Raw genomic sequence first — 15643 nt, 5'->3', positions numbered from 1 at the left:
TTATGGGGATTATTATTGTCGTTCTTTATCAGAAGGTTCAGTCCTTAGAAGCTCAATTTCAAAAGACTTTGGAAAACAATGCTGATAATTTGTCAGATCAATTATCTTATCAATTAGAAAGTTATAGTAAAAATCAGATTATTGAAGTCAGTTCCTTGTTGAACCGCAATCAAACAGATCTTTATCAACAACTTAATGATTTAAAGACTGTTTTGTATCATAATTTATCAGAGAGTCGTGATCGTAGTGATCAGAGGTTGGAACTGATTGACAAGAATCTTTCCCAATCCGTCAAGCAAATGCAGGACTCCAACGAGAAACGCTTGGAAGAGATGCGTCGGACTGTGGAGGAAAAGTTAGAAGAAACTTTAAATAAACGTCTGCAAGTTTCTTTTGAAACAGTGTCTAAACAATTGGAAAATGTCAATCTTGGTTTAGGCGAGATGCGCACAGTTGCTAAAGATGTCGGTACCTTAAATAAAGTCCTATCTAACACCAAAACACGCGGTATTTTAGGGGAACTTCAATTAGGACAGATTATTGAAGATATTCTAACAGTTCAACAGTATGAAAAAGAGTTTTCACCCATCAAAGGCTCTAGTGAACGCGTTGAGTATGCCATCAAACTTCCTGGTCAAAACGAAGGAGAGTATGTTTATCTGCCGATTGATTCCAAGTTTCCCTTGGAAGACTATTATCGTCTAGAAGATGCCTATGAATCTGGAGACAAAGAGCAGATTGAACAGACTCGTAAAGCCTTACTTGCTGCTATTAAACGTTTTGCTAAAGATGTTAACAAAAAATACATTAAGCCACCTGAAACAACCAACTTTGGGATTCTCTTCTTACCGACTGAAGGTCTCTACTCAGAAGTGGTTCGCAGCGCAGCCTTTTTTGATGCACTTCGAAGGGAAGATAATATCGTTGTGGCAGGTCCATCTACCTTATCGGCTCTGCTTAATTCTCTATCGGTAGGTTTTAAAACCTTAAATATTCAAAAAAATGCTGATGATATTAGCAAAATTTTAGGCAATGTTAAAAGTGAGTTTGAAAAGTTTGGAACTATTTTAGTCAAGGCGCAAAAACAAATTTCGACAGCAAACTCAACATTAGACAACTTAATTTCAACACGCAGTAAGGCCATTGTTAGAGCTTTGACAAAAGTTGAAACTTATCAAGATAAGGATACTGAAGCTTTGCTTAATATACCTGATATAGAAGAGGATACCTATGAAAATTAACCAAATGAAGAAAGACCAACTGTTTGAGGGCTTTTATCTGATTAAATCAGCAGAAGTAAGAAAAACAAGGGCGGGTAAGGATTTTATTTCCTTTACTTTTCAAGATGATTCTGGTGAAATTTCAGGCAATCTTTGGGATGCACAACCCTACAATGTAGAGGAATTTGTGGCTGGAAAGGTTGTTCATATGAAAGGGCGACGAGAGGTTTATAATGGAACACCTCAGGTTAACCAGATTACCCTCCGTAATACAAGAGAAGGGGAGCCAAATGATCCACGTGAATTTAGAGAGAAGGCTCCAGTGAGTGTTGATGATGTTCGCGATTACTTAGAACAAATGCTTTTTAAAATTGAAAACGCAACTTGGCAAAGGATTGTTAGGGCGCTTTATCGAAAATTTGACAAGGAATTTTATACTTATCCAGCTGCCAAAACCAATCATCATGCTTTTGAATCAGGCCTAGCTTATCATACTGCAACTATGGTTCGTTTAGCAGATAGTATTGGGGATATTTATCCCGAACTAAATAAGAGTCTACTTTTTTCTGGAATAATGCTTCATGACTTAGCAAAAGTATTAGAGTTGACAGGTCCAGATCATACAGAATATACTGTTCGAGGAAACTTAATTGGCCACATTTCTTTAATTAATGAAGAAATCACAAAGGTCATAAATGAACTGCAAATTGATGATACGAAAGAAGAAGTTACTGTCCTTAGACATTTGATTTTGAGTCATCATGGTCAACTGGAGTATGGTAGCCCAGTTCGTCCCAGAATCATGGAAGCTGAAATGTTGCACATGATTGACAATATTGATGCCAATATGATGATGATGTTAACAGCTCTGAATCGTGTCGGAGAAGGCGAGATGACAAGTCGGATTTTTGCGATGGACAACCGCTCATTTTACAAACCGAAGTACTAAATGTTACATTTTGGTTAAATTATTATCAAAAGTCCGAGAATAGCTTAAAAAGGCGATTTGTCGCAGTTGCGAACGTTCGTCTTTTTTTTGCCTTTATGATATAATTTTTCTAAAGTACATTATTATGGGGTCAGAATGAAATTAAGACGTAGCGAAAGAATGGTTGTTATCTCAAATTACCTGATTAACAATCCCTATAAATTAACTAGTTTAAACACATTTGCAACAAAATATGAAGCCGCAAAATCTTCTATCTCAGAAGATATTGCAATTATCAAAAAAGCATTTGAAGAGTCAAATATCGGTGAAATTGAAACCTTGACGGGAGCTAGTGGAGGTGTTATTTTTACGCCAAGCATCTCAGAAGAAGAAGCTAGGGCTATTGTCCAAGATTTATGTCAACGCCTTTCGGAAAATAACCGTATTTTACCAGGTGGTTACATTTATCTATCTGACCTTTTAAGTACACCAAAAATTTTACAAAATATTGGGCGAATTATTGCCAATGCCTTCAAAGGACAAAAAATAGATGCTGTTATGACAGTTGCTACAAAAGGGGTTCCTTTGGCTAATGCAGTTGCCAATATTTTAAATGTCCCCTTTGTTATCGTTAGACGCGATTTAAAAATTACCGAAGGATCAACAGTATCTGTTAACTATGCTAGTGCTTCTAGCGACCGTATTGAAAAAATGTTTTTATCAAAACGTAGTTTACGACCAAATAGTAGGGTACTTATTGTAGATGACTTCCTTAAAGGTGGAGGAACCATCACAGGAATGATTAGCTTGCTATCTGAGTTTGATAGTCATTTGGTGGGAGTAGCGGTCTTTGCAGAGAATGCTAAAGAAGAGCGCGAAGACATGATTTACAAGTCACTTCTGAAAGTTTCAGAGATTGATGTAAAGAATAATAAAGTCGTTGTTGAAGTGGGGAATATTTTTAATGATTGACGAAGAGAGAAAAGGAAATAAAATGGAATTTGAAACAAATAAGAGCAAACAACTCAAAAATACCATTGCTTTAACATCGACTTTGGCCTTGTTAGGGGCTAGTGTTGGCGTGCAACAACAGGTAAAGGCAGAAGAATATACTGATCAGGCTTCTCCTAATACTGGTGCTAGTGATCCTAGCTCACCTAAAGCAACAGCGGAGGAGACGAAAAAAAGTCTTGATGCCAAAGAAGCTAAGCTTGAAAAGCAAAGTTCAGAGTTGGATTCTGTTAATACAGATATCAAAACTACCAATGAACAGATTGCAGCCTTAGAGGCAGATCGTCAAGCTAAAGAAGAAGAGCTTACAAAGGCAAAGCAAACTCTTGAAACAGTGTCGAATGCTTCAGAAACAGAATTTAAGGCACTAGTAGATAAGCATAAAGAAGAAATTTCGAAGACTGAAAGTCAAATTCAGGTTGCTCAGGCTACTGAAACGCAAATCGCAAAGCAAGTTAATGCTCAAACTTCCGAAGTAACTGCTGCCACTAATGAAGCAAAGAGATTAGTAGAGAGAGCTGCGGTAGCTAAAAAACAAGTAACTGATTTAAATAACTTGGTTAATAAACCTAAAACTATTGCGACACAAGCAGAAAATGCCACTAAAGCAGTTCAAACTGCCACTGCTGATTTAGCTAAAGCACAGAATAATTTAACAACTGTTACTAGTGCTACAAAAACGCAACTTTCAAATGAACTGGCTTCCAATCAAAAGAGCCTTGAAAGTAAAAAAGCAGAATTGGCGAAGGTTCAATCTACTACTGGAAATACAACAGTTAATATTCTAGGAGCAAATAAGATGGTTGCTCCAACGGGCTTCCCTATTGCTGAAGTTAAAAAATTAGTATCAAGTGGCTATATTGGTAGTCAGTCATATGTTAATGCCTATAACTCTATGAAGTCAACACTGGTTGCAAAAGCAAGCCCTGGGGCTTCAATGAATCACTATGTTGATATTGCTAAGGATTTGAACCGTTTTGTTAATCCAGACAAGTTAACACCAGAAGTTCAAAATGAACTAGCACTCTTTGCAGCTGCAATGATTAATTCTGTTCGCCAACAACTTGGTTTACCTCCAGTCGTTGTTTCTGAGGGGGCACAAGCATTTGTACGAACGCTAACAACTTCTTATAAAGCAACTCACGGAACAAAGGTGCCCTCCTTTAGTTATGGGCAACCGGGTGTAGCAGGCCACTATGGAGTGGGCCCACACGATAAAACCTTGATTGAACGGGCAGCAACAAGTGTTGGACTGATTCCAAATGATGATAATATGTATGAGGATATTGGTTTCTTTAATGATGTTCATACTGTCAATGGCATCAAACGTAGCATTTATAATACTATCAAGTACATGCTTTTCACTGACCACCTGCATGGGAATACTTTTGGTCATACAGTTAACCTTCTTAGGGTAGATAAAACCAACCCACGTGCTACAGTACATCTCGGAGTTTCTACGGAGACGGTAGCTGGTCTAGGAACTCACTTTGTTGTTTTCCCAGCGACAAATATTCGCAACGCTAGCCTGTTTAACCAAAAACTGGTTTCTGGATCTAGCATAGTAGCTATTGATGCGGCAAAAGTTTCGTCTTTAAAAACAAGCATTGCAAACATTACGAGCAAGATTAATTCACTTAAAGGGCGACTAGCGCAAGTTTCATCTGAAGCTCCAGTCAAAGCAGCGCAAAATCAAGTTAACCTTAAAAAATCCCAATTGACTGCGGCAAAAGCCTTATCAGCATCATTATCAGCACAGTTAACAAAACTCAATCAGTCTAAAGATGAATTGAGTAAGCAACTTAAAGTAGCGCAAGAGAACCATGTTGATATTAAAGCTAAACTGGACAAGGCTCTAGGACATCTCTCAAATAAAAAAGTTGATCTTCATAGGCTTGAAGCAAAGCAAAAAGCGCTTAAGGCTCAAGTTACATCTCTAGTTGGTAAAAAAGTTGAACTTAAAAAAGCGTTAGACTTAAACTTAGATCCAAACCGTAAGGAGCTGGCTAAACAAAGGTTTAATGCTGCACAGAATGGTTTGAAACAAACTACAGCGTCATTAGCTGAAAAGAATAAACAGTTAGTAGAGTTGACTTCCTTAAAAGATAAACTTGAAACAGAGATTCATACCACAAGTCGTCATGTCTTTGCTTTAAAAGAACACCTTAAGAAACAGCTTGCAGATGAAGCGATGATAATGGCAAAAGAGTTTAAGTCTGATTCAAACAGTGTTCTTACTCCAGCTGGTCTCCTTGCAGATGTTGTATCTAGAGTTGAAGAAACTACTTCAAACTTTGTTGCTAAAACAGGTCAAGCAATTGTTTCAAATGCAACTACCGTTGCAAAAGAAGCTATTACGATTGTTCCAGGCGTTGCTGGCAATCAAAGTGTTGTTGGAAAAGTCGCTGAGAGCGTGACTAAAAATAATAAATCTAGCCAAAAAGAATATGTGGCTGGTTCAACAACAGCAGGTAATATTGCAACATCAAGTGATGAAAGCACAAAACGTGCTATCCGTGCGGGAGTAGTTATGTTGGCAGCTGCTGGTTTAACTGGATATAAGCTTCGTAAAGGTAGTAAAAAATAAGAAAATCTAACAAATCAGTTTGACAAAAAGTACCGTCCATGTTACTATAGTAGACGGTACTTTTTACTTTTGGTCTCTCAAAAGTGTACAGAGACGTGCTGACAATTGTTGCAAAAGTACACCCGGATTTAGGCTGTCACCAAGTGCTAAATCAACCAAAAATAAAAAACACAGGAGAATGTAGATGCCTACAATTAACCAGTTGGTACGTAAACCACGTAAATCTAAAATTGAAAAATCAGATTCACCAGCTTTGAACATTGGTTACAACAGTCATAAAAAAGTTCACACTAAAATGTCTGCCCCACAAAAACGTGGAGTTGCAACACGTGTTGGAACAATGACACCTAAAAAACCTAACTCAGCCCTTCGTAAATTCGCTCGTGTACGTTTGAGCAACCTTATCGAAGTGACAGCATACATCCCAGGTATTGGACACAACTTGCAAGAACACAGTGTTGTTCTTATTCGTGGTGGACGTGTAAAAGACCTTCCAGGGGTACGTTACCATATCGTTCGTGGTGCACTTGATACTGCAGGTGTTGCTGATCGTAAACAAGGCCGTTCTAAATACGGTGCTAAACGTCCAAAAGGATAATAGAAGGGGGATAAGAATCAATGAGTCGTAAAAATCAAGCGCCTAAGCGTGAAGTATTACCAGATCCATTATATCATTCAAAAATTGTAACACGTCTTATCAACCGTGTTATGCTTGATGGTAAACGTGGTACAGCTGCTACTATCGTATACGATGCTTTTGCAACAATTAAAGAAGCAACAGGAAATGATGCTTTAGAAGTTTTTGAAACAGCAATGGAAAATATCATGCCTGTACTTGAAGTACGTGCACGTCGTGTTGGTGGATCAAACTACCAAGTCCCAGTTGAAGTTCGTCCAGAACGTCGTACAACTTTGGGTCTTCGTTGGTTGGTTAACGCATCACGTGCTCGTGGTGAACACACTATGAAAGAACGTCTTGCAAAAGAAATCATGGATGCCGCTAACAACACAGGTGCGTCAGTTAAGAAACGTGAAGATACTCACAAAATGGCTGAAGCTAACCGTGCCTTTGCACACTTCCGTTGGTAAGATAATTCAATTTTTAAAAATTGAGTTAAGACAACATCAAAGTTTAATAATCTTGTTAACGGGTAGGTCCTGCCTATCCGTTTTTTATAAATCATGATATAATGAACTTATCAAAAAAAATATAGGAGAAAAAACCTAATGGCTCGCGAATTTTCACTAGCAAAAACTCGTAATATTGGTATCATGGCTCACGTTGATGCCGGTAAAACAACTACAACAGAGCGTATTCTTTACTATACTGGTAAAATCCATAAAATTGGTGAAACTCACGAAGGTGCATCACAAATGGACTGGATGGAGCAGGAACAAGAACGTGGTATTACAATCACATCTGCTGCGACGACTGCACAATGGGACGGTCACCGCGTTAATATCATTGACACACCAGGGCACGTAGACTTCACAATTGAAGTTCAACGTTCACTTCGTGTACTTGATGGAGCAGTTACCGTTCTTGATGCACAATCAGGTGTTGAACCTCAAACCGAAACAGTTTGGCGTCAAGCAACTGAGTACAAAGTTCCACGTATCGTTTTTGCTAACAAAATGGATAAAATCGGTGCTGACTTCCTTTACTCAGTAAGCACACTTCATGATCGTCTTCAAGCTAATGCTCATCCAATTCAATTACCAATTGGTTCTGAAGATGACTTCTCTGGTATCATCGACTTAATCAAAATGAAAGCCGAAATCTATACTAACGATTTAGGTACAGATATCCGTGAGGAAGAAATTCCTGCAGAATATGTAGACCAAGCAAATGAATACCGTGAAAAATTAATTGAAGCAGTTGCAGAAACTGATGAAGAATTAATGATGAAGTACCTTGAAGGTGAAGAAATCACTAATGAAGAACTTGTTGAAGGTATCCGTAAGGCTACTATCAATGTTGAATTCTTCCCAGTTCTTTGTGGTTCAGCTTTCAAAAATAAAGGTGTTCAATTAATGCTTGATGCTGTTATTGACTACCTTCCAAGCCCGCTTGATATCCCTGCAATCAAAGGTGTTAATCCAGACACAGACGAAGAAGAAACACGTCCAGCATCTGATGAAGAGCCGTTTGCAGCTCTTGCCTTCAAGATTATGACTGACCCATTTGTAGGTCGTTTAACCTTCTTCCGTGTTTACTCTGGTATCCTTGAAAGTGGTTCATACGTAATGAACACTTCAAAAAATAAACGTGAACGTATCGGTCGTATCCTTCAAATGCACGCAAACACTCGTAAAGAAATTGAAAAAGTGTATGCTGGAGATATCGCTGCTGCAGTTGGTTTGAAAAACACTACAACTGGTGATTCATTGACTGATGAAAAAGCTAAAGTTATCCTTGAGTCAATTGATGTTCCAGAACCAGTTATTCAATTGATGGTAGAGCCTAAATCAAAAGCTGACCAAGATAAAATGGGTGTTGCTCTTCAAAAACTTGCTGAAGAAGATCCTACTTTCCGTGTTGAAACAAACGTTGAAACTGGTGAAACAGTTATCGCTGGTATGGGTGAGCTTCACTTAGACGTTCTCGTTGACCGTATGAAACGTGAATTTAAGGTGGAAGCAAATGTAGGTGCACCTCAAGTATCTTACCGTGAAACATTCCGTGCTTCAACTCAAGCTCGTGGATTCTTCAAACGCCAATCTGGTGGTAAGGGTCAATTCGGTGATGTTTGGATCGAATTTACACCAAATGAAGAAGGTAAAGGATTTGAGTTTGAAAATGCTATCGTTGGTGGTGTGGTTCCACGTGAATTTATCCCAGCTGTAGAAAAAGGGCTTGTTGAATCAATGGCAAATGGTGTCCTTGCTGGATACCCATTGGTTGACGTAAAAGCTAAACTTTACGATGGTTCATACCACGATGTCGATTCATCAGAAACTGCCTTCAAGATTGCAGCATCACTTGCACTTAAAGAAGCAGCTAAATCAGCTCAACCAGCAATTCTAGAACCTATGATGCTTGTTACCATTACAGCTCCTGAAGATAACCTAGGAGACGTTATGGGACACGTTACAGCTCGTCGTGGACGTGTTGATGGTATGGAAGCTCGTGGTAATGTTCAAGTTGTCCGTGCATATGTTCCACTTGCTGAAATGTTTGGATATGCAACAATCCTTCGTTCTGCTACCCAAGGACGTGGTACATTCATGATGGTATTTGATCATTACGAAGATGTTCCAAAATCTGTACAAGAAGAAATTATCAAAAAAAATCACGGTGAATAATCACTGATAAAGAAGCTGAGGGAGACACCTTGGCTTCTTTTTTAGTTTGTGAAAATAGTTGAGGGACAAATGCTATATAACAGTGAAAACACTTTCAAGAAACCCAGTGTTATCAGGATTTAAGTGGATTTTTTAGTTTGTGAAAATAGTTATATTGTTTGCAATTTTACTGAAATAGTTATATAATAGTTCTGTTGAGAGGTTGACGCAAATCACTGCTAGTTAATCTTTTCACAATAGGAAGGGATAGTTCCCTTAATAATAATTCTTTTGATTTTCATAAGGAGGAAATCACTAATGGTAGTTAAAGTTGGTATTAACGGTTTCGGTCGTATCGGACGTCTTGCATTCCGTCGTATTCAAAACGTTGAAGGTGTTGAAGTAACTCGTATTAACGATCTTACAGACCCTAACATGCTTGCACATTTGTTGAAATATGATACAACTCAAGGTCGTTTCGATGGAACAGTTGAAGTTAAAGATGGTGGATTTGAAGTAAACGGAAACTTCATTAAAGTTTCTGCAGAAAAAGATCCAGAAAACATTGACTGGGCAACTGATGGTGTTGAAATCGTTCTTGAAGCAACTGGTTTCTTTGCTAAAAAAGCAGCTGCTGAAAAACATTTACACGCTAATGGCGCTAAAAAAGTTGTTATCACAGCTCCTGGTGGAGACGATGTTAAAACTGTTGTATTTAACACAAACCATGATATCCTTGATGGATCTGAAACAGTTATCTCTGGTGCTTCATGTACTACAAACTGCTTAGCTCCAATGGCTAAAGCTTTACAAGATAACTTTGGTGTAAAACAAGGTTTAATGACAACTATCCATGCTTACACTGGTGACCAAATGGTTCTTGACGGACCACACCGTGGTGGTGACCTTCGTCGTGCTCGTGCTGCTGCAGCTAACATTGTACCAAACTCAACTGGTGCTGCTAAAGCAATCGGACTTGTTATTCCTGAATTAAATGGTAAACTTGACGGTGCTGCACAACGTGTTCCTGTTCCAACTGGTTCTGTTACTGAATTGGTAGCTGTTCTTGAAAAAGAAACTTCAGTGGAAGAAATCAATGCAGCTATGAAAGCAGCAGCTAACGATTCATATGGTTATACTGAAGATCCAATTGTTTCTTCAGATATCGTTGGTATGGCTTATGGTTCATTGTTTGATGCTACTCAAACCAAAGTACAATCTGTTGATGGACACCAATTAGTTAAAGTTGTTTCATGGTATGATAACGAAATGTCATATACTGCCCAGCTTGTACGTACTCTTGAGTACTTTGCAAAAATTGCTAAATAATTTTAATAAGCTATTTAAAGGAAGAAATATTTCTTCCTTTTTTTTTTGTAGAAATTTTTTCCGAACAATTAGTAAGAATAGTTTGACTCTACCCTGTATAAAAGGCAATTGAGCTACTACTACTTGAAAATACCGAAAAATGTATTTCATGTAAGCCTTTTTTGAGAGAGATTTCAAAAAATAGAGGCTTAATATAGCCAACTGGAGACACTTGACAGTACATAAGAGTAGCGTTAGAATTTTCTTATCAAACAATAAGGAGAAAATGATGAAAATCCAAAAACAGTTTCTTAATCTTATGCTTCCTCTTACACTTTTTCTTTTGGTTGGATGTGCCAATAATGGCCACTTAAACCAGAATTCTAAAAAGGCTATCTCGCCTCAAGATAAGGTATGTTTGACTTATGATAAGGCACGTTCCAAAGAAAATACGATGTCAGTTTTGTGGTATCAAAATTCTGAAGAGGCAAAAGCGTTGTATCTTCAAGGTTATCAATTGGCAACGGATAAATTAAAAAGTCAATTAGAACAAAAAAGTGATAAGCCTTATTCTATTGTTTTAGATATTGATGAAACTGTTTTGGATAACAGTCCTTATCAAGCTCAAAATATAAAAGAGGGGACTACTTTTACTCCTAAATCTTGGGATAACTGGGTTCAAAAGAAAGAAGCGAAGCCTGTCGCTGGTGCAAAAGAGTTCTTACAATTTGCAGACCAAAATGGGGTTCAGATATACTACATTTCGGATCGCACAGTAAAACAAATAGACGCTACTGTAGAAAACCTCAAAAAAGAAGGTATCCCAGTTCAAGATCGAAGTCATTTCTTATTCATGGAAGAAGGTATGAAATCAAAGGAAAGTAGACGCCAAAAAGTAAAGGAAAATACAAATCTCATCATGTTATTTGGGGATAACTTAGTAGATTTTGCAGATTTTTCTAAGAAATCACATCCTGACAGACAGAAGCTATTAGATGAACTCCATGAGGAATTTGGAAGAAAATTCATTATCTTTCCAAATCCAATGTATGGATCATGGGAAAGTGCACTCTATGAAGGAAAGTACCCTACCGCTAAAGAACAGATGAGATTACGAGATGCGGCCCTAAAAGGCTTTAACGACTGATACATTTATAAATATAGTAGACTTTCTAAAACTATAGTAGACTTCTTTCGAAGTGAAAATTTTGTGAAAAAAATAATTAATTGCTTTCATAATTTAGAATTCTCGCAAAAATTATGCTATAATAAGGGGTATAAAAAATATTAAGGAGTCTATTCACATGGCTAAAATGACCGTTAAAGACCTTGACTTAAAAGGGAAAAAAGTTCTTGTTCGCGTTGACTTTAATGTACCTTTAAAAGATGGTGTTATCACAAACGATAACCGTATCGCTGCTGCATTGCCAACGATTAAATATATCATTGAAAATGGTGGACGTGCTATCCTCTTTTCACACTTAGGTCGTGTAAAAGAAGAAGCAGACAAAGAAGGTAAATCACTTGCACCAGTTGCTAAAAATTTAGCAGAAAAACTTGGCCAAGATGTTGTTTTCCCTGGTGTTACACGTGGATTAGAACTAGAATCTGCAATCAATGCCTTAGAAGATGGACAAGTATTACTCGTTGAGAACACTCGTTTTGAAGATGTTGATGGTAAAAAAGAATCTAAAAATGATCTAGAGCTAGGTAAGTATTGGGCTTCACTTGGAGATGGAATCTTTGTAAATGATGCTTTTGGAACAGCGCACCGTGCACATGCTTCAAACGTTGGTATTTCTGCAAATGTTGAAAAAGCTGTTGCAGGTTTCCTTTTAGAAAATGAAATTGCCTATATTAAAGAAGCTGTTGAAAAGCCTGAGCGTCCATTTGTAGCTATTTTAGGTGGATCAAAGGTTTCAGATAAGATTGGCGTAATTGAAAACCTTCTTGAAAAAGCAGATAAAGTCCTTATCGGTGGGGGAATGACCTATACATTCTACAAAGCTCAAGGAATTGAAATTGGAAACTCTCTTGTTGAGGAAGACAAACTGGAAGTTGCAAAAGAATTGCTTGAAAAATCAACTGGCAAATTGATTTTACCAGTTGATTCTAAAGAAGCCGACGCTTTTGCTGGCTATACTGAAGTACGTGATACAGAAGGTAAAGCAGTTTCAGAAGGTTTCTTAGGCTTGGACATTGGACCTAAGTCAATTGCGGCGTTTGATAAAGCACTGGAAGGTGCTAAAACAGTTGTTTGGAATGGACCAATGGGTGTGTTTGAAAATCCTGATTTCCAAGCAGGTACAATTGGAGTAATGGACTCTATTGTAAAACAACCGGGAGTTAAATCAATCATCGGTGGTGGTGATTCTGCAGCGGCAGCGATCAATCTTGGCCGTGCCGACAAATTCTCATGGATTTCGACTGGTGGCGGTGCTTCGATGGAATTATTAGAAGGTAAGGAGCTACCGGGGCTAGCAGCTCTAACTGATAAATAAGAAGGTTTAAAACCATAAAAGGTGCTTTTGAAGCACCTTTTTTTATGCTTGTTATATTAAGAGATAATTTTTATCTTAGCCTGCCGTCTATCAAAAAAAGGTAAGATAGATTAAGGACTTTCTTCATAATAAATTCGGCATTCTTTTATGATATGTCGATCAGAAAATGACAAAACTCTAATGAATGTGGTACACTTAACTATATTTGGAAGGGATATTTTGGAAATGAATTATTATTTTGATCCTAAAAAGTTTAAACTGGGAATGAGGACTTTTAAAACTGGTTTTTCGGTTTTTTTAGTCTTACTTTTATTTCATCTTTTTGGATTTGAAGGTCTGCAAATTGGAGCGTTAACAGCAGTTTTTAGTTTACGAGAGAGTATTGATAAAACAGTTTCTTTTGGAACTTCTAGGATAATTGGTAACAGTATTGGAGGCTTTTGTGCTATCCTTTACTATCTTATGCAAATGCTATTTCATCATCAATTTTGGGTGACTTTGGTTTTTGTTCCAATATTGACCATGTTAACCATTATGTTTAATGTAGCTTTTAATAACAAGGCAGGTATTATTGGTGGCGTAGCAGCGCTATTGGTCATTACCTTGTCTATTCCGTCAGGCGATACCTTTATTTATGTTTTGGCTCGCGTTTTTGAAACCTTTTGTGGTGTCTTTATTGCCATACTAGTCAATACCGATGTGGAATGGGTGCGCCGAAAGATAAGAAAAATAAAAAAACAGGACTGATGTTAGAAAATATAACATCAGTTCTTGACATTTAATATGCATGCGCTATAATAGGGGGTGTGAAAGGAGGAATTCATGAAAGAGAAAGAGTTAAGACGATCAATGGCAGTATTCCCTATCGGTACAGTTATGAAACTGACAGATCTATCTGCTAGACAGATCCGCTATTATGAGGATCAAGAGCTAATTAAGCCAGAGCGTACAGAAGGCAATCGCCGGATGTTTTCGTTGAATGATATGGATCGATTATTGGAAATTAAAGATTTTATCAATGATGGCCTTAATATTGCTGCTATTAAACGTGAATACATTCGAAGGGAAAATAAATTCCATCAAGCTGAAAAGGTCTTGACTGATGCGGATGTCAGACGGATCCTTCATGATGAACTCTTAAGTCAAGGTGGATTCAAGTCACCAGCGCAGCCAATGGGAAACTTTCGTATTTAATGACGAACTAGATTTTGGAAATAGTAAGGAGAAATATTTCTATGGTAATCACAGCAGCTGACATTCGTCAAGAAGTAAAAGAGAAGAATGTTACCTTCCTTCGTTTAATGTTTACAGATATAATGGGAATTATGAAGAATGTTGAAATTCCTGCTACAGATGAACAGTTGGAAAAGGTTCTATCAAATAAGGTGATGTTTGATGGTTCTTCTATTGAAGGCTTTGTTCGTATTAATGAATCAGATATGTACTTGTATCCTGATTTGGATACTTGGATTGTCTTTCCTTGGGGGGATGAAAATGGTGCAGTTGGCGGTCTAATTTGTGATATATATACAGCAGAAGGCCATCCATTTGCAGGAGATCCCAGAGGAAACTTAAAGCGTGCTTTAAAACATATGGAAGAAGTGGGCTATAAATCTTTCAATTTAGGTCCAGAGCCTGAATTTTTCCTCTTTAAAATGGATGAACAAGGTAAGCCTACACTTGAAGTTAACGATAATGGTGGCTACTTTGACTTAGCTCCGACGGATCTTGCTGATAATACACGCCGTGAAATTGTTAATGTGCTTACAAAAATGGGCTTTGAGGTAGAAGCTAGTCACCATGAAGTTGCTGTGGGGCAACACGAAATTGATTTCAAATATGATGATGTTTTAAAAGCATGTGATAATATTCAGATTTTTAAGCTTGTTGTCAAAACAATTGCTCGAGAACATGGTTTATATGCTACTTTCATGGCTAAACCTAAATTTGGAATTAATGGTTCTGGTATGCATTGCAATATGTCCTTATTTGACAAAGATGGCAATAATGCTTTTTATGATGAGAATGACAGTCGGGGAATGCAATTATCTGAAGATGCCTACTACTTCCTAGGTGGGTTAATGAAACATGCTTACAGCTATACCGCTATCACAAACCCTACAGTTAACTCTTACAAACGTTTGGTACCAGGCTATGAGGCTCCTGTCTATGTTGCTTGGGCTGGCCGCAATCGTTCACCCCTAATCCGAGTTCCTGCTTCTCGTGGCAAGGGAACACGCTTAGAATTACGTTCAGTTGATCCAACAGCTAACCCTTACTTGGCTCTTGCTGTGCTTTTAGAATCTGGATTAGATGGTATCGAAAACAAAATTGAAGCACCGACTCCGGTTGAGGCTAATATCTATACAATGTCTGTTGAAGAACGTCAGGCTGCTGGTATCGTTGACCTGCCTTCTACTCTTCACAATGCTATTAAGGCACTTCAAGCGGATGAAGTTGTCATAAATGCGCTAGGTGAACATATTTATACTAATTTCATTGAGGCAAAACGAATTGAATGGGCATCCTATGCAACGTTTGTCTCACAATGGGAAATTGATAACTATCTTCATAGTTATTAGACTGAAAGGAATCACTAACTATTGCCAGTGATTCTTTTAATTATATTCATTTTTCTGTTTTTTTATAAATAAAAAAATCAGAAAATATTGATTTGTCAATGTTTTATAGTTTGACATTCTATAAAAATTTAATATCAAAATTTTCAGACAAATCTATTCCCTTTTTTCTGAATTGTGATATAATTTAATCTATCAACTTACACACAATATGTTTAACTAGG

13 protein-coding genes are annotated in these 15643 nt (G+C 37.5%); all 13 read left to right on the top strand.

From position 1 onward, the window contains the following. Nucleotides 1-2 precede the first annotated feature (2 nt). The 13 genes from FGK96_RS09515 (at nucleotide 3) to glnA (ending at nucleotide 15422) form a co-directional block, all read left to right on the top strand. A complete protein-coding gene (locus FGK96_RS09515; RefSeq protein WP_172601643.1) occupies nucleotides 3-1241 on the top strand; it encodes a DNA recombination protein RmuC in 1239 nt (412 codons plus the stop codon). Beyond that, on the top strand, nucleotides 1231-2169 hold the full coding sequence (locus FGK96_RS09510; RefSeq protein ID WP_138083312.1) for a 3'-5' exoribonuclease YhaM family protein: 939 nt from the start codon (nucleotides 1231-1233) through the stop codon (nucleotides 2167-2169). The genes FGK96_RS09515 and FGK96_RS09510 overlap by 11 nt, the downstream gene beginning before the upstream one ends. A gap of 135 nt (nucleotides 2170-2304) precedes the next feature. Further along, nucleotides 2305-3120, top strand: coding sequence for a pur operon repressor (gene purR / locus FGK96_RS09505; protein WP_007892515.1), 816 nt, complete (start codon nucleotides 2305-2307; stop codon nucleotides 3118-3120). Between the two features lie 22 nt (nucleotides 3121-3142). Continuing rightward, on the top strand, nucleotides 3143-5746 hold the full coding sequence (locus tag FGK96_RS09500; RefSeq protein ID WP_232045820.1) for an SEC10/PgrA surface exclusion domain-containing protein: 2604 nt from the start codon (nucleotides 3143-3145) through the stop codon (nucleotides 5744-5746). A gap of 184 nt (nucleotides 5747-5930) precedes the next feature. Further along, the gene (rpsL, locus tag FGK96_RS09490; RefSeq protein WP_003085715.1) at nucleotides 5931-6344 is read left to right on the top strand and encodes a 30S ribosomal protein S12; all 414 of its coding nucleotides are present in this window, start codon (nucleotides 5931-5933) and stop codon (nucleotides 6342-6344) included. A gap of 20 nt (nucleotides 6345-6364) precedes the next feature. Next, nucleotides 6365-6835, top strand: a complete 471-nt coding sequence (gene rpsG / locus FGK96_RS09485; protein WP_003085033.1) for a 30S ribosomal protein S7 — start codon at nucleotides 6365-6367, stop codon at nucleotides 6833-6835. Between the two features lie 138 nt (nucleotides 6836-6973). Continuing rightward, the gene (fusA, locus tag FGK96_RS09480) at nucleotides 6974-9052 is read left to right on the top strand and encodes an elongation factor G (protein ID WP_138083310.1); all 2079 of its coding nucleotides are present in this window, start codon (nucleotides 6974-6976) and stop codon (nucleotides 9050-9052) included. Nucleotides 9053-9349: 297 nt separating this feature from the next. Beyond that, nucleotides 9350-10360 (top strand): type I glyceraldehyde-3-phosphate dehydrogenase, encoded by a 1011-nt coding sequence (gene gap, locus FGK96_RS09475; protein ID WP_003083600.1) that lies wholly within the window; start codon nucleotides 9350-9352, stop codon nucleotides 10358-10360. 268 nt (nucleotides 10361-10628) lie between these two features. Next, nucleotides 10629-11486 carry a 5'-nucleotidase, lipoprotein e(P4) family gene (locus FGK96_RS09470; protein WP_138083534.1) on the top strand — a complete coding sequence of 286 codons (858 nt, stop codon included), beginning with the start codon at nucleotides 10629-10631 and terminating at the stop codon, nucleotides 11484-11486. 157 nt (nucleotides 11487-11643) lie between these two features. Continuing rightward, nucleotides 11644-12840, top strand: coding sequence for a phosphoglycerate kinase (locus FGK96_RS09465; protein ID WP_138083309.1), 1197 nt, complete (start codon nucleotides 11644-11646; stop codon nucleotides 12838-12840). A 225-nt stretch (nucleotides 12841-13065) separates the two neighbouring features. Continuing rightward, nucleotides 13066-13587: an FUSC family protein gene (locus FGK96_RS09460; protein ID WP_003083928.1), complete on the top strand. Its 522-nt coding sequence runs from the start codon at nucleotides 13066-13068 to the stop codon at nucleotides 13585-13587. Nucleotides 13588-13662: 75 nt separating this feature from the next. After that, entirely contained in the window at nucleotides 13663-14034 is a 372-nt protein-coding gene (locus FGK96_RS09455) for a MerR family transcriptional regulator (RefSeq protein WP_138083308.1), read from the top strand. A gap of 41 nt (nucleotides 14035-14075) precedes the next feature. Further along, the gene (gene glnA / locus FGK96_RS09450; protein WP_138083307.1) at nucleotides 14076-15422 is read left to right on the top strand and encodes a type I glutamate--ammonia ligase; all 1347 of its coding nucleotides are present in this window, start codon (nucleotides 14076-14078) and stop codon (nucleotides 15420-15422) included. Nucleotides 15423-15643 lie beyond the last annotated feature (221 nt).

This window comes from Streptococcus porcinus, from assembly GCF_901542335.1.
GTDB classification, from domain to species: domain Bacteria; phylum Bacillota; class Bacilli; order Lactobacillales; family Streptococcaceae; genus Streptococcus; species Streptococcus porcinus_A.
Note: the sequence above shows the minus strand (reverse complement) of the source record. Positions and strands in the feature narration are given on the sequence as shown.

Coding starts and splice junctions, on each gene's coding strand:
- FGK96_RS09465 (WP_138083309.1), top strand. CDS start 11,644: ATGGCTAAAATGACCGTTAAAGACCTTGACTTAAAAGGGAAAAAAGTT.
- purR (WP_007892515.1), top strand. CDS start 2,305: ATGAAATTAAGACGTAGCGAAAGAATGGTTGTTATCTCAAATTACCTG.
- FGK96_RS09470 (WP_138083534.1), top strand. CDS start 10,629: ATGAAAATCCAAAAACAGTTTCTTAATCTTATGCTTCCTCTTACACTT.
- rpsG (WP_003085033.1), top strand. CDS start 6,365: ATGAGTCGTAAAAATCAAGCGCCTAAGCGTGAAGTATTACCAGATCCA.
- FGK96_RS09455 (WP_138083308.1), top strand. CDS start 13,663: ATGAAAGAGAAAGAGTTAAGACGATCAATGGCAGTATTCCCTATCGGT.
- FGK96_RS09500 (WP_232045820.1), top strand. CDS start 3,143: ATGGAATTTGAAACAAATAAGAGCAAACAACTCAAAAATACCATTGCT.
- gap (WP_003083600.1), top strand. CDS start 9,350: ATGGTAGTTAAAGTTGGTATTAACGGTTTCGGTCGTATCGGACGTCTT.
- rpsL (WP_003085715.1), top strand. CDS start 5,931: ATGCCTACAATTAACCAGTTGGTACGTAAACCACGTAAATCTAAAATT.
- FGK96_RS09515 (WP_172601643.1), top strand. CDS start 3: ATGGGGATTATTATTGTCGTTCTTTATCAGAAGGTTCAGTCCTTAGAA.
- FGK96_RS09510 (WP_138083312.1), top strand. CDS start 1,231: ATGAAAATTAACCAAATGAAGAAAGACCAACTGTTTGAGGGCTTTTAT.
- fusA (WP_138083310.1), top strand. CDS start 6,974: ATGGCTCGCGAATTTTCACTAGCAAAAACTCGTAATATTGGTATCATG.
- FGK96_RS09460 (WP_003083928.1), top strand. CDS start 13,066: ATGAATTATTATTTTGATCCTAAAAAGTTTAAACTGGGAATGAGGACT.
- glnA (WP_138083307.1), top strand. CDS start 14,076: ATGGTAATCACAGCAGCTGACATTCGTCAAGAAGTAAAAGAGAAGAAT.